General features: G+C 61.2%; 12 protein-coding genes and 1 riboswitch. Of the genes, 7 read left to right on the top strand and 5 right to left on the bottom strand.

Features of this window, described 5'->3' with window-relative positions:
* Positions 1 to 243 precede the first annotated feature (243 nt).
* Positions 244 to 531 carry a lytic murein transglycosylase gene (locus DSOUD_RS04465; protein ID WP_053549880.1) on the bottom strand — a complete coding sequence of 96 codons (288 nt, stop codon included), beginning with the start codon at positions 529 to 531 and terminating at the stop codon, positions 244 to 246.
* A 226-nt stretch (positions 532 to 757) separates the two neighbouring features.
* Here DSOUD_RS04465 and DSOUD_RS04460 point away from each other — a divergent pair, with 226 nt between their 5' ends.
* From DSOUD_RS04460 to DSOUD_RS04450, 3 genes are all read left to right on the top strand, one after another.
* Positions 758 to 1960, top strand: coding sequence for a DUF898 family protein (locus DSOUD_RS04460; protein WP_053549879.1), 1203 nt, complete (start codon positions 758 to 760; stop codon positions 1958 to 1960).
* Positions 1960 to 2997 (top strand): M48 family metallopeptidase, encoded by a 1038-nt coding sequence (locus DSOUD_RS04455; protein WP_053549878.1) that lies wholly within the window; start codon positions 1960 to 1962, stop codon positions 2995 to 2997. Before DSOUD_RS04460 ends, DSOUD_RS04455 begins: the two co-directional genes overlap by 1 nt.
* 120 nt (positions 2998 to 3117) lie before the next feature.
* Positions 3118 to 3732 carry an MBL fold metallo-hydrolase gene (locus DSOUD_RS04450; protein WP_053552286.1) on the top strand — a complete coding sequence of 205 codons (615 nt, stop codon included), beginning with the start codon at positions 3118 to 3120 and terminating at the stop codon, positions 3730 to 3732.
* 187 nt (positions 3733 to 3919) lie between these two features.
* Here DSOUD_RS04450 and DSOUD_RS04445 read toward each other — a convergent pair whose 3' ends face one another.
* The gene (locus tag DSOUD_RS04445) at positions 3920 to 4255 is read right to left on the bottom strand and encodes a YegP family protein (protein WP_053549877.1); all 336 of its coding nucleotides are present in this window, start codon (positions 4253 to 4255) and stop codon (positions 3920 to 3922) included.
* A gap of 414 nt (positions 4256 to 4669) precedes the next feature.
* On the opposite strand from DSOUD_RS04445, the gene lhgO reads away from it, so the two are divergent.
* The 4 genes from lhgO (at position 4670) to DSOUD_RS04425 (ending at position 8819) form a co-directional block, all read left to right on the top strand.
* Positions 4670 to 5884, top strand: coding sequence for an L-2-hydroxyglutarate oxidase (lhgO, locus tag DSOUD_RS04440; protein ID WP_053552285.1), 1215 nt, complete (start codon positions 4670 to 4672; stop codon positions 5882 to 5884).
* Between the two features lie 198 nt (positions 5885 to 6082).
* Entirely contained in the window at positions 6083 to 6817 is a 735-nt protein-coding gene (gene ric / locus DSOUD_RS04435; protein ID WP_053549876.1) for an iron-sulfur cluster repair di-iron protein, read from the top strand.
* 183 nt (positions 6818 to 7000) lie between these two features.
* Positions 7001 to 7087, top strand: a riboswitch (cyclic di-GMP riboswitch).
* A 79-nt stretch (positions 7088 to 7166) separates the two neighbouring features.
* Positions 7167 to 8096, top strand: a complete 930-nt coding sequence (locus DSOUD_RS04430; RefSeq protein ID WP_053549875.1) for a hypothetical protein — start codon at positions 7167 to 7169, stop codon at positions 8094 to 8096.
* 231 nt (positions 8097 to 8327) lie between these two features.
* Positions 8328 to 8819 (top strand): peptidoglycan-binding domain-containing protein, encoded by a 492-nt coding sequence (locus tag DSOUD_RS04425; RefSeq protein WP_053549874.1) that lies wholly within the window; start codon positions 8328 to 8330, stop codon positions 8817 to 8819.
* Positions 8820 to 8969: 150 nt separating this feature from the next.
* On the opposite strand, the gene DSOUD_RS04420 is transcribed toward DSOUD_RS04425, so the two are convergent.
* The 3 genes from DSOUD_RS04420 to DSOUD_RS04410 all read right to left on the bottom strand — a co-directional run bounded on the left by DSOUD_RS04420 (position 8970) and on the right by DSOUD_RS04410 (position 13813).
* A complete protein-coding gene (locus DSOUD_RS04420) occupies positions 8970 to 9152 on the bottom strand; it encodes a hypothetical protein (protein WP_053549873.1) in 183 nt (60 codons plus the stop codon).
* A 67-nt stretch (positions 9153 to 9219) separates the two neighbouring features.
* Positions 9220 to 10647, bottom strand: coding sequence for an AdeC/AdeK/OprM family multidrug efflux complex outer membrane factor (gene adeC, locus DSOUD_RS04415; protein ID WP_053549872.1), 1428 nt, complete (start codon positions 10645 to 10647; stop codon positions 9220 to 9222).
* A gap of 1 nt (position 10648) precedes the next feature.
* On the bottom strand, positions 10649 to 13813 hold the full coding sequence (locus tag DSOUD_RS04410; RefSeq protein ID WP_053549871.1) for an efflux RND transporter permease subunit: 3165 nt from the start codon (positions 13811 to 13813) through the stop codon (positions 10649 to 10651).

The following is a 13813-nucleotide window of genomic DNA, read 5'->3' as shown; positions in this document are numbered from 1 at the left end:
GCCGGCAGAAAATCCTCGATTTTTCGTGACAGTATGCTCGATCCAAAAGGCGGCTATTCGAGTAAACAGAGGTACGCTTCCCACATCAATTGACATTGTAGACTTGTTCGCGAGGTATTCCAGGGACAACACAGGATACTCTCCCTGACGACAGCCCTAATCCATCAACAATCCTGGAATTGATTCCCAAAATATCCAACAGAACGGCCCAATCAGATTAAAGCTGGGTGGGCCGTTTCACGTTCAGAGAATCATTTTATTTTTCGGCGGGATAAGCCCCTTGTCAAGAATGTGCAGAGCCTCGAGCAACTCCCTGCCGAAATAAACGATTCGGCGCCCGTCATGAGCCAGGGTCGCCTGCGGCTGGATAACCGGAAAACTTCCCGGGAAAATGTCGGAGGAGCGGGCCTCCTCCCTGAAACCTTCCAACCAGATGGCGAAATCCTCCTCCGTGTCCTTTGCAGGGACGTTGGTCGTCAACAACCAGCAGACGCTCACGAATATCAGAACCAGTGTGCTGACAGTCTTCATTCTCAACTCCTGAGTTCGGAAGTCGGCATAAGAATTAGAGCGGCGCCTGATTACAGGCACTTAATTCCCTATATCGAAGTTTTTCCGCACATCAATGAGGTGACGATAGGCGAAGTGGAAAATGGACCGGATAGATTTCAAAGCTTGACTTCAGCTTCCGCTCTTATTAAAAACAAACGGGAATTGTCGCTACGAGGCGGTGAAATGAACTTTTTACGGAGGAGTCATGAACCAGATCAACGTGGTTTGTCCACACTGTGGATACAACAAGGACGTCGACAGGGAGAAGATTCCCGCCCGGGTAAAGAGCGTCACCTGCCCCTCCTGCGAGCGCTCCTTTTTCTTTGATGCTCTGAAAAATACCGATTCCCCGCAGAACGCCCCTCCGGATCAGACGGAGCCGAGGCATCTCCCCTTCGTCTTCACCGGCAACGCCCGGGAATATTTCGGGATCTGGATCGTCAATACCCTCCTCAAGATCGTCACCCTCGGCCTCTACTCCCCCTGGGCCAAGGTGCGCAAGCGCCAGTACTTCTACGGCAACACCCTCCTTGACGACGCCAACTTCGACTACCTGGCCAATCCCCTGGCCCTCCTCAAGGGGTGGCTCATCGGGGCGGCGCTCTTCATCATCTACACCCTCGGCTCCCGGTACAGCCCCGTCGCCGGCATAATTTTCGGTCTCCTGGTTTTCCTGCTGATTCCGTGGGTGATCGTCCGCTCCCGGCTCTTCAACAACCGCAACTCGGCGCACCGCAACATCCGCTTCAACTTCCGCCCGGCCTACGGCGAATCCTACAAAATCCATGTCGGATTGCCGATCCTGTCGGTCTTCACCCTCGGACTCCTGACCCCGTACGTCTACTACCGGCAAAAGCGCTTCCTGATGGAAAACAGCAGCTTCGGCCGGTCGTCCTTCGGTTTTGACGCCCGGGCCGGGGATTTCTACATGGTCGCCTTCAAGACCTTCGGCTTCGTCCTCCTCGGGGTCGCCGTCTTCGGCGGCGGCGCCGCCCTCCTTTCCACGGTCATCCCCGGCATCGACCCTTCGTCTCCGGTCTTTGCCGGGGCGCTCATGCCCCTGGTGATGGCGGGGTACTTCTGCGTCTATTTCTTTATCTTTATCTATTCCTACGTGCGCATCTCCAACCTGACCTGGAACGGCACCCATCTCGGCGGCAGCCGTTTCCTCAGCACCCTGCGGGTCCGGGGCATGACCTGGATCCTTTTCTCCAATACGCTCGCCGCGATTCTGTCCATCGGTCTCCTCATCCCCTGGGCTTCGGTGCGACTGGCGCGATACCGCCTTGAAAATCTGGCGCTTCTGGCCGCTGGCGATCTCGATCATTTCCGCAACGCCCCCGTGGAAGAAACCAGTGCCGCCGGCGAGGAGATCGGCGACATCTTCGGCGTCGATTTCGGTTTCTGATGCATACCGATGGAGACTACTTCGACGGCCGGTCCTCGGTGCGCCACAGAGTGACGCTGACTCTCGACGGCAACGACCTGCGGATCGAGGGGGAGCAAATCGCGCTTTCCTCCCCCCTTGCCGAGATCAGGATCTCTGCCCCCCTGGGTGAGGTCAAGAGTTCGCTCTACCTTCCGGACGGCGGAAAATGCGATTTTGCCGACAGGGACTTCGCCCGCCTGGCCGAGCGGGGCAAAGGGAGGGGGGGCTTTTTCCGCGGCGTCCACCGCTGGGAAAACAGCCTCCGACTCGCCTTTGTCGCCCTGGCCCTGACGGTCGCCCTGGTTCTGGGCTTCATCAAGTTCGGACTCCCTCTTTTCGCCGAGCAGGCCGCCTACGCCATCCCCCCGGCCACCGAGACCGCCCTCGGCGCCGAAACTCTGCAGATTCTCGACAAAGCGCTTTTCTCCCCTTCCGGACTCGACACGGACCGAAGGTCTGAGCTGCAGCACCTCTTCGCCGGGGTGGTCGCCACCCTCGATGGTGCCGAGCGTCCCTACCGGCTCGAGCTGCGCAGCTCGGCCAGGCTCGGCGCCAACGCCCTGGCCCTTCCGGGGGGGACGGTGATCCTCACCGATGAGCTGATCGCCATCGCCGAAACCGACGAGGAGATCGCCGCCGTACTCGCCCATGAAGTCGGCCATGTCCGCCACCGCCACGCCATGCGCCAGGTCATCCAGAGTTCGGCGGTCGGCCTGATGATCGCCACCCTGACCGGGGACGTCTTTTCGGCCGCCTCCATGGCCGCGGCCCTGCCGACCCTGCTCGTCGATGCCGATTTTTCCCGGGACATGGAGCGACAGGCCGATGACGTCGCCGTGGAATACCTGACCCGCAAAGGGGAGACCCCCGACCACTTTGCCGCGATCCTGACCCGGATCGAAGAGGCCCACGCCGAGCGGTCGGGGCAAGCCGAATCGGGCGGGAGCGGAATTACGGACTACTTCTCCTCCCACCCGCCCACAGAGGAACGGATCGCGCGGTTGAGGGGGGATTAGGCCGTGAGATCATCCCTCGGTCATAGGAGAGGGGGGAGGAGTTCCGACATGGAAAATCCCGCAGGAGGTGATAAGGTTGCCGCAAAGGGTCCGATAGGGACGAACCTGCAGGAGGCGACGATGGAAGAGATCCGACCGGGAATTTTTCACTGGACGACCTTTCACGAAGGGATCGGCCAGACAGTCCATTCCTGTTTCCTCTCCTGCGCCGCCCCCCCGGCCCTGATCGACCCGCGGATGCCGGAGGAAGGTCTTCCCTGGTTTAAAGCCCACCCGACGCCGGCCAACGCCCTTCTCACCAACCGCCACCACTATCGCCACAGCGGCCGCTTCGAGGAGGCCTTTGGACTCAGGGTCTGGTGTCATCGGGAGGGTCTGCACGAGTTCACCGCCGGAGAAAAGGTCCATCCCTTTGTCCACGGCGACGAACTCCCCGGCGGCATCCTGGCTCTGGCCGTCGGGGTCCTCTGTCCGGAGGAGACGGCGCTCTTTTTCCCTGGCTGCGGAGGGGTTCTGGCGATCGGCGACGCGATTATCCGCCAGGGCGACGACCTCGGATTCGTTCCCGATGCCTTGATGGGGGACGACCCCGAAGGGGTGAAAAAGGGATTGAAAATCGCCTTGACCCGCCTCCTGGACAGAGAGTTCGACACCCTCCTCCTGGCCCACGGCCGCCCCTGGGTCGGAGGCGCCAGGGACGGGTTGTGCCGGTTTCTCCAAACCCTCCCCGATTGAACAGGCGGAGGACCGAGGCCAAAGCGGGGGCGGTTTCTGCTCAGGAGACCAAACCGAAATCCTGCGTGGGAATGGGGAGGGTTATTTCTGCAGGCCCGCGGCGCCCTGGGGCCGGTCCGCGATCAACGAAAAAGAGGCCCCTGTACGACACAGGGGCCTCTCTCTTTTTTGGCGGCAGGTCTTCAGGTTACAGGGTGAGATCCTCCACCGTCGCCCCGGGGCCGTTGCTTTTAACCGAGGCGATTCCGGCTTCCATGGCCGATGTCGACGAGTACATCTGGCTCTGGCCGATGATCTGTTTATTCAGTGCCTTCAGCACAAAATACGGCTTATTGTTCTTGGATTCTTTTCGTTCATAGTTGTCATCGGCAGCGGCATTCTTCTGGATCGACTCGATGCCGTTCTGGGCACTGGCCTTGGCCTTGTACATCTCACTGGTCAGGATCACCTGTCCGTTGGCGGCTTTGAGGTTGAAGTAAAACTGCTCGTCCTTTGCTCTTTCAATAACAAATTTTCCGGTCATATTTCCTCCAATCGGGGTGAGTGTTTACGGTCGGCGTTCCAGGCAGGTGTCGCGCGTGAATTCCCAGTCTGAGGGACGATTTTTCCGGCTGCTCGACCATCAATCTATAGACTAGGTCATCGCAACGAACGTGCCGGCGGGGCTCTGCGCAGAAAATCGATTGCAACATATTGATTATATTAATTAAAAATGGAGTAGGGATACCTGAAACAGGCGGGTCGCCCTCGGGCTTTAACCGCCACATCTGACGGAACCGCCTCATTTGAAGGGTTTTGCAATATTTCAGAAACCCTTCAATCGGGGAAAATGATTTGACTAACGGATGAGCGGCAGACCCGGATTGCCGCGGCCGCCGGGAGATGATACATTTCCCGGCGGCCGTAAAGAGAGAACCTTCTGCGGGGGAACGACATGATCACCTATGACTACATCATTATCGGCGGCGGCATCGTCGGCATCTCCACCGCCTGGCAGCTGCAGCAGCGCTTCCCGAAGCTGAAGATCCTCCTGCTGGAGAAGGAAGAGGCCTTCTCCATGCATCAGACTGGCCACAACAGCGGCGTCGTCCATGCCGGCGTCTACTACGCGCCGGGGAGTCTGAAAGCGCGATTCTGCAAGGCCGGAGCGGCGGCGACGGAGGCCTTTTGCGCCGAGCACAACCTCCCCTTCGACCGTTGCGGCAAGGTGCTGGTGGCGACCAGCGACGCGGAACTGAGGCGCATGAAGGGATTGATCGAACGCTGCCGGATCAACGGCATCGACGTTGAAGAGCTCACCAGGTCACAACTGGAAAAAAGCGAGCCGAACATCGAGGGTCTCGGCGCCCTGCTCGTTCCGGGAACGGCCATCGTCGATTACCGGAAGGTGGCCTCCACCATGGCGGATTGCTTTGTCCGGCTCGGAGGGGAAGCGCGGCTCGGTCACGAGGTGGTTGCCCTGGAGGAATCGGCGGAGGCGGTGACGGCGATTGCCCGGCATCGGGGTAAGACGGTGACCGTGCGCGGCCGGTTTCTCATCGCCTGCTCCGGCCTGATGGCCGATCGCACCGCCCGGATGCTCGGCATCCCCATCGACTTTCGCATCATCCCCTTTCGCGGCGAGTACTACCGGCTGCCGCCGAAGCACAACAAAATCGTCAACCACCTGATCTACCCGGTACCGGACCCCGACCTCCCCTTTTTAGGGGTCCACCTGACGCGGATGATCGACGGTTCGGTCACCGTCGGACCGAACGCCGTGCTCGGCTGGAAGCGCGAAGGGTATGACAGACTCAACCTCAGCCTCCTCGACACCTGGGAGATGGTCACCTTCGCCGGCTTCTGGCGCCTGCTGCAGGAGCAACTTGTGACCGGCCTGATCGAGACGAAGAATTCCCTGTGGAAGCCGGGTTACCTCAAACTCGTGCAGAAATACTGCCCGCAGCTGCAGCTCTCCGACCTCCTCCCCTACCCGCCCGGTATCCGCGCCCAGGCGGTGATGGAGGACGGTTCGCTGGTCCATGACTTTCTCTTCGCCGAGACCCCCCGGACCCTCCATGTCTGCAACGCCCCGTCTCCGGCGGCCACCGCCGCCATCCCCATCGGCAGCCATATCTGCGACCGGGTGACAGACCACCTGAAGGGGGATTGAGGGGAGATCTGATTGGCTGCGGGGAAGGATTTCGGAAACGAGGGGGGGGGCCATCGGGCCGCCCTTTTCTTTTGGGAACGGGAGGGCGAGGTTTTTGATCCACATCAATGACGGGAGGACGCCGAGCGTCCAGGATGGAGACGTGGCAAAGGAAAAACCCCGCGCCCCTGAAACTCCACCTCAAGAGGAGATTTTCCCATGACCGAAAACAAAAGAGCACAGACGACGGATTCTGCAAATAAAACGATCGGCGAATTCGTCGCCGAAGATTACCGGACCGCGACGGTCTTCGAAGGACACGGCATCGACTTCTGCTGCGGCGGCCAGGCGACCCTCGCCGAGGCCTGTCAGGCCAAGGGAGTCGATTCGGACGCCCTGCTGAAGGAGATGGAGGGGGTCAAAAGCGCTCCGATCGAAGGGAGCCGGAATTACGGGGCCTGGGAGCTGCCCTTTCTTGCCGACTACATCGTCAATACCCACCATGCCTACCTCAACGAGAATACCGGGCAGATTGCCGCCTACGCCGACAAGATCGCCGGGGTCCATGGCGCCCATCACCCTGAGGTCGTGGAGATATCCGCCATTTTCCGCAAGATTGCCGCCGACCTGGCCGACCATCTCCGCGAAGAGGAGGAGGTTCTCTTCCCGGCGGTCAAGCGGATCGAGATGGCCCGCAAAAGCGGAGGGGCCCCCGAAGCCGGGGACGTCAGGGTCATCCGGGCGTCGCTGGAAAAACTGCAAAAGGAGCACGAGGAAATCGGCGACGCGGTCCACGCCATCCGCCGTCTCGCCAGGGATTATGCAATACCGGCGGATGCCTGCAACACCTTCGTCCTGACCTACCGCAAGCTCGAAGAATTTGAAAACGATCTGCACATGCACGTCCACCTGGAAAACAACATCCTCTTCCCGAAGGCGGCCCGACCCTGCTGAGGGAGCTCAAGAGTCCCCCTGGAGGGTCGGGGGATGGCCGACCCTCCAGGAGCTTCTCGGCCGGTCCCGAAAAAGGTGATCTTCTCCTCCTTCGCCCCGTTGACGGGGGAGATGGTTTCATGCCATAGTCAACGGGCTTTCGACATTTCCTGACCGCGGGTAGCCCGGCAGGCTCCTATGCCATTGTGAAAAAGGCAACTCCATCGCAAGGTGGACGCGCAAAGTCACCGGTCCGAAAGGGTTCGCGCCCTGGACAGCGGGACTGCCGAATGGTCTGACGCACACTTCCTGCAACATCTGCAGTCCTCGCCCCTTTCGGCACGAACCCAGGCCGACGAGAATTGCGGATATGACCGTCCCCGTCACAATTCCTCTGAAACGACTCTCCCTGCTGTTGTCGCTCCTTCTGTGCCTGCCGGCATCGGGCGCTGCGAGCCAGCTTCGCCCGGCCGCCATCGACTCCATCGACGCCGTTGCCGCACCCCTCCCTCTTCCCTTGGCCTTCCCCCCCGACCTCGGTGAAATCGTCTATCGGCAGAACGGCGGGAGCTCCGTGCAGGTTTTCATCATCGTCAACAGCCATCGGAGCGGCGGCACCGGCGACAACGGACCGGGCACCGTGCAGGCCCAGGTCGAGACCTTCCGGATCGGCGAATGGCTGATCGGACAGGAACAGATCGCCCTTTTGCTCCCCGAAGGATTTTTCGGCCGTGAAGCGACCACCCCTCCGGTGCCCGGCGTTCCGGTTGGCCTGGACGGGGAAGAACTCGCCGCCGAACTCACCGATACCTCCGCCTTCGTCAATGCCGAGCTGCTGCTGCACCGCAATTACGGCATCGGCCTGCAACAGATCGAAGACCAGGCGCTCTACCGGCAGACCCGGGACCGGCTCCGGACGGGATTAAGCGGAGCGGCCAGGCTGGAGCCCGGTTTCGCCGCCGGACTCGACTATCTGCAGAAGCGCCGACTCGCGGCGATCCTGCAGAACGTCCCCGAAGCGATTGAAGGCGAATATCGCCTCGGCCGCATTCCCCGCCCGAAAGCCATGCTCACCATCGGCATGGCTCACCTGCCTGACCTCATCGACTATCTCGAAACCGGCCGGATTCAGCTTCCGGTGCCGGCCACCGAAGAAGAGGGCTTTGAGTCCCTGAACGCCGAACTGGAACTGGTCAGACAGGCGATGGGCGTGACCATTATCGTCCCGCGGGTTCTTTGCGACAGCCGGAGTCCGCTGCAAACGGCGCGTGTCAAGCCGGAAGCAAACCCCGTCCGCTGAAAAATCCTCCCCCCAGGGCACAGCCGCAACCCCGGCGTTTTAATCCCAACTCCTTGTTTTTGCGATTTTTTTCTTCGATTGACAGGGCCGCAGAAGGTGCTATTGGTTAACCTGATGCAATTGACAGGGGACTCGGAACCCTGCTGAACTGGGCGTACGCCCCCCGGACGGGGGAGGACGCTCAAGAGGAACTGTTGGTGACCTCGCAAATGACGAAAAGGAGCTTGGACGATGAAACCTCTACTTCTGATCACCACCCTGGCCGCTCTCGGGAGCCTGTTCATGGCCGGACAGGCGCTGAGCGCCGGGGAACAGCACATGGGGCGGTCCGGTTCGGACAACGCCCCGGCGATGGCCGGGGAAAGGCAGATGCAGCACCGCGTCACCTCCCAGAACCTGAATCGAAACCAGATCCGCGAAGCCCAGAGACTCCTCAACGAACGCGGCATCCGGGCCGGGGAGGCGGACGGCGTCCTCGGGGAGCAGACCCGAGCGGCCATACGCGAGTTCCAGCGGACGCAAAATATGACCGCCACCGGAACGCTTGACGATCCGACCCTGAGGGCCCTGGCGCCGGATGCCGAGAAACAGGAATTTTTCGGCCTGTCTCCGGCCTACGGCGAACCGGAGGACAAAGGCATGGAAAAGATGCCGATGACGCCGGAGCCGACAAGAGAACAGCGGATGGAAGAGGAACAAAAACAGGAAAAAACCGGGTATTGAGTGCACCTGCTTCGGCAGGTGCACCCAGCAGCGCCTCTTGATCTCGGCCGGGCTCTTGCAGCCCGGCTTTTTTGTTTGCCGTCCGCCAGTGTCAAGGTGTGGCCGTAGGGAAGTCTTATTGAGTCTCCCGGTTCAAGGTGACGTTTCCGCCTAGTCATCCTCCTCAAACTGTCCCTTTTTTCCAGGTCGGGGGAGGAAAATCCCCAGTGTGGCCATGGCGAAAAACACCAGAGCGAGAAGGGTTCCGTAAATAGTGAGGGGATCGAAAAATACCCAGGTCATTCCGAAAACGAGGGCGCCCACACCCATCGTGGCAAAAACAAGTCTCTTCATCGTGCCCTTCCTTTGCCGGCAAGACCTTTTCTTCCGGTCATACGGGGGCGACTTAATTTCCCCGCCATCAAACGGCGCCGCCGCCGAGGACCCTGTAAAGTGTCACCAGATTGTTCAGACGGAAAAGACGGATGCTGATCAGGTTTTGCTGAGCACCGTAGAGTGAACGCTGGGAATCGAGGACGTTGAGAAAGCTGTCAATCCCCTTGCTGAACCGCGCTTCGGAAAGGCGATAACTGTCGGCGGCGGCCTCGACCAGCGATTGCTGGGCGGTCAGCTGATCGTTGACTGTTCCGCGTTGCGCCAGGGCATCGGCCACCTCCCGAAAGGCGCTCTGGATCGCCCCCTCGTACCGGGCCAGGGAGATCTCCCGATCGATCTTCGACGTCTTCAGGCGAGCCCGCAGGCTTCCGGCGGTGAAGATGGGGATGTCGATGCGAGGGGCAAACGCCCAGGTCCCCGTGCCGGAGCCGAAAAGGTCCAACAGATCGTCGCTGGCGAATCCGGCCGAAGCGGTCAGGGCGATGCGCGGGAAAAAAGCTGCCCGGGCGGCACCGATATTGGCGTTGGCCCCCTTGAGCCGATGCTCGGCAGCAAGGATGTCGGGGCGACGCTGCAGAACCTCCGACGGCACCCCGGCGGGTATCTCATCAAGAAGTGTGACGGAATTGACGGGGGCATCGGGGAGAAGTTCCGCCCTCAGGGAGGTGCCGGCCAGGAAACTCAGGGCATTTTCGTCCTCGGCGACCAGACCGGTGTAGCGGGCGATATCGACGCGGGTCGAATCAACGCTCGTCTGGGCCTGGCGCACTTCGAGGGCCGAGGCGACCCCGACATCGAAACGACGGCGGGTGAGGTCATGAGTCGCCTGATGGCTCGTCAGCGTTTGCCGGGCGAGCGCCAACCGCTCACGGTCAGCAGCCAGGACCAGGTAGCCCCTCGCCACCTCGGACACCAGGGTGATCTGGGCGCTGCGGCGCGCCTCTTCGGTGGCGAAAAACTCTTCGAGAGCCCGCCCCTTGAGGCTTCGCACCCGGCCGAAAAAGTCGAGCTCGTAGGAACTGAGTCCGACGCCGACGCCGTACTGGTCGATAGTCTCTCCCTTTCCTGCGGGGGAGAGGCTCTCCGACAGGCGGCTGACGCTCCCCTCGCCGGAGGCGCCGACAGACGGAAAAAGTTCGGCCCGCTGAATCCGGTACTGGGCCCGCGCTCTTTCGATATTGAGAGCGGCCACCCGCAGGTCGCGGTTGTTTTCCAGAGCGAGCCCGATCAGCGCCTTGAGTTTCTCGTCGCTGAAAAAGTCGCGCCAGGCCATCTCGGATAGGACGGGACTTGCGGCCGGCAATGCCGTGGCCGGGTACGCCGGACCCTCGGGCCAGGAGACCGGCACGGGGGGAGCAGACCGGGTGTAATTCGGGGCAAGGGTCCCGCAGCCGGCCAGAAAAACGCAGGCGAGGACGACCGGGATCATAATCCGGGTGATTGTTTTACGCATATCAAGGGATCTCCACAGCGGGTTGTATCGGGGCGACGGCAGGTGCAGACCGCTCCTTTACCGGAAAGAACTTGCGGACGACGACGAAAAAGACCGGCACGAAGTAAATCGCCAGCACCGTAGCGAAGACCATGCCGCCGCTGACGGCGGTCCCCATGGCGTTCTGGGCGCCTGAGCCCGCCCCGCTGTTGAGGGCCAGAGGGAGAACCCCGAAGAAGAAAGCCAACGAGGTCATGAGGATCGGCCTCAGGCGAAGTCTTGCCGCCGCCAGGGTCGCTTCGACCAGCCCCAGGCCTTGCTCCATCTGCTCCTTGGCGAATTCCACGATCAGGATGGCGTTCTTGGAAGCCAGACCGACGGTGGTGAGGATGGCGATCTGGAAATAGACGTCGTTGTCGAAGCCGCGCGAGCTGGCCGCAAGTACGGCGCCGAGGACACCCAGGGGGACCACCAGTATGACGGAGAAAGGGACCGCCCAGCTCTCGTAGAGGGCAGCCAGACAGAGAAAGACCACCAGGAGCGAGAGGACGTAGAGGGTCGGTGCCTGGGCGCCGGCCATCCGTTCCTCGTAGGAGAGACCCGTCCACTCGAAGCCGATCCCCGCAGGGAGCTGACCGGCCATTTTCTCCATTTCCGCCATGGCGTCGCCGGAACTTCTCCCCGGTGCCGCCTGCCCCATGATCTCCGCCGACGGCATGCCGTTGTAGCGTTCCAGGCGGGGCGAACCGTATTCCCAGCGGGCGCTGGAAAAGGCGTTGAAGGGGACCATTTCGCCCCGATCGTTGCGCACATGCCATTTGCTGATGTCCTCGGGGAGCATCCGGTATTTGGCGTCGGCCTGGATAAAGACCTTCTTGACCCGGCCGTTTTCCAGATAGTCGTTGACGTAGGAGCTTCCCCAGGCCGTTCCGATGACGTTGTTGATATCCGACAGGGAGACGCCCAGGGCGCCGGCCCGCAAATCATCGATGTCGAGCTTGAACTGGGGGGTGTCATCCTGGCCGTTGGGGCGCACCGCCACCACAGCCGGATTTTGAGCGGCCATTCCGAGGAGCTGATTGCGCGCCTCCATCAGCTTGACATGCCCCAGACCCCCACGGTCCTGCAGCATAAAATCGAAGCCGTTGGCCTGCCCCAGTTCGATCACCGCCGGCGGCGTAAAGGCAAAAGCCAGCGCGTCCCTGATCCGGGAGAAGGCCCCCATGGCCCGCCTGGCGATAGCCGGCGCGCGCAGCTCCGGGCTGTTGCGCTCTTCCCAGGCCTTGAGCTTCACAAAGGCCAGGCCCATATTCTGGCCCCGACCGGCGAAGCTGAAGCCGGCCACGGCCATCACCGAATCGACGGCCCGATTATCGACTTCGAGGAAATGGTGTTCGACCTGTTTGAGAACATCCAGGGTCCGTTCCTCCGTGGCTCCGGCCGGCAATTGAATCTGGCAGATGATGAAGCCCTGGTCCTCGTCGGGGAGGAAGCCGGTGGGCATCCGCGCGAAGAGCAGAGCCATGACGACCACAATGACTCCGTAGAGGAGCATATAGCGCCCGGTTTTTGCCAGCATCCGCCCGACCATGGACTGATACCCCGCACTCCCCCGATCGAACCACTTGTTGAACCAACGGAAGAACCCGGAGAACCAGCCGCTGTCGGCGGCCACGTGCCCTTTGGCCACCGGTTTGAGAAGGGTGGCGCAGAGCGCCGGAGTCAGAACCATCGCCACCAGCACCGAGAGGATCATGGACGAGACGATGGTGATGGCAAACTGCCGGTAGATAACGCCGGTGGAACCGCCGAAGAAGGCCATCGGCACGAAAACCGCCGAGAGGACGAGAGCGATCCCCCAGAGAGCCCCGGTGATCTGCCCCATCGACTTGATGGTCGCCTCCTTCGGCGGCAGGCCCTCCTCCGTCATAATCCTCTCGACATTCTCGACGACGACGATGGCGTCATCCACCAGCAACCCGATGGCCAGGACCATGGCGAACATGGTCAGGGTGTTGATGGAAAAGCCGCTGGCCAAAAGGACCCCGAAGGTACCGAGGAGCACAACCGGCACGGCGATGGTGGGGATCAGGGTCGCGCGAATGTTCTGCAAAAAGAGGAACATGACGACGAAAACGAGAAAGATCGCCTCGATCAGGGTCAGGACCACCTCCTCGATGGAGATCTTGACAAAGGGGGTGGTGTCGTAGGGGTAGACCACCTTCATGCCGGCCGGGAAGAACTGGGAGAGTTCCGCCATCTTGGCCTTGACCCGCTCGGCGGTCTCGAGGGCGTTGGCGCCGGCCGCCAGTTTGAGGCCCATTCCGGCGGTCGGCTTGCCGTTATATCGGGCCTGAATATCGTAATTCTCGGTGCCAACCTGGCAGTCGGCCACATCCCGCAGATAGACCGCGGAGCCGTCGCTGTCCGTGCGCAGGATAATATTCCCAAACTCCTCCGGGGTCTGCAGCAAGGTGCGCGCGGTGATGGAGGCGTTGAGCTGCTGCCCCATGGCGGCAGGGGTACCGCCGAACTGCCCGGCCGAAACCTGCGCGTTCTGCGCCTGGAGGGCGGCGGTCACATCGGCGGGGGTCAGATGATAGTTGTTGAGCTTGTCCGGATTCAGCCAGATACGCATGGCGTTCTGGGTACCGAACATCTGCAGTTCGCCGACCCCTTCGACCCGGCTGATGATGTCCTGGATGTTGGAGACCGCATAGTCGGAGAGTTCATTGCGGCTCATGGTCCCATCCTCGGAGACGAAGCCGACGATGACCAGGAAATTCATGGTCGCTTTCAAAACCGAAATTCCCTGCCGCTGCACGACCTGCGGAAGAAGCGGCGTGGCCAGCTGCAGCTTGTTCTGCACCTGCACCTGGGCCATGTTCGGGTCGGTGCCGGCTTTGAAAGTCAGGGTGATGGAGACGGCCCCCGCCGAGTCGCTGCTGGAGGACATATAGATCAGGTTGTCGATCCCGTTCATCTTCTGTTCGATGATCTGGGTGACGGTATCCTGCACGGTCTGCGCCGACGCCCCGGGATACATGGCGTTGATCGAGATCTGCGGCGGCGCGATCGGCGGGTACTGGGAGACCGGCAACGTCTTGACGGCCAGCACCCCGGACAGCATGATGATGATGGCAATCACCCATGCGAATATCGGGCGATTGATAAAAAACCTTGCCAT

It is taken from the genome of Desulfuromonas soudanensis, from assembly GCF_001278055.1.
Classification (GTDB): domain Bacteria; phylum Desulfobacterota; class Desulfuromonadia; order Desulfuromonadales; family WTL; genus Deferrimonas; species Deferrimonas soudanensis.
Note: the sequence above shows the minus strand (reverse complement) of the source record. Positions and strands in the feature narration are given on the sequence as shown.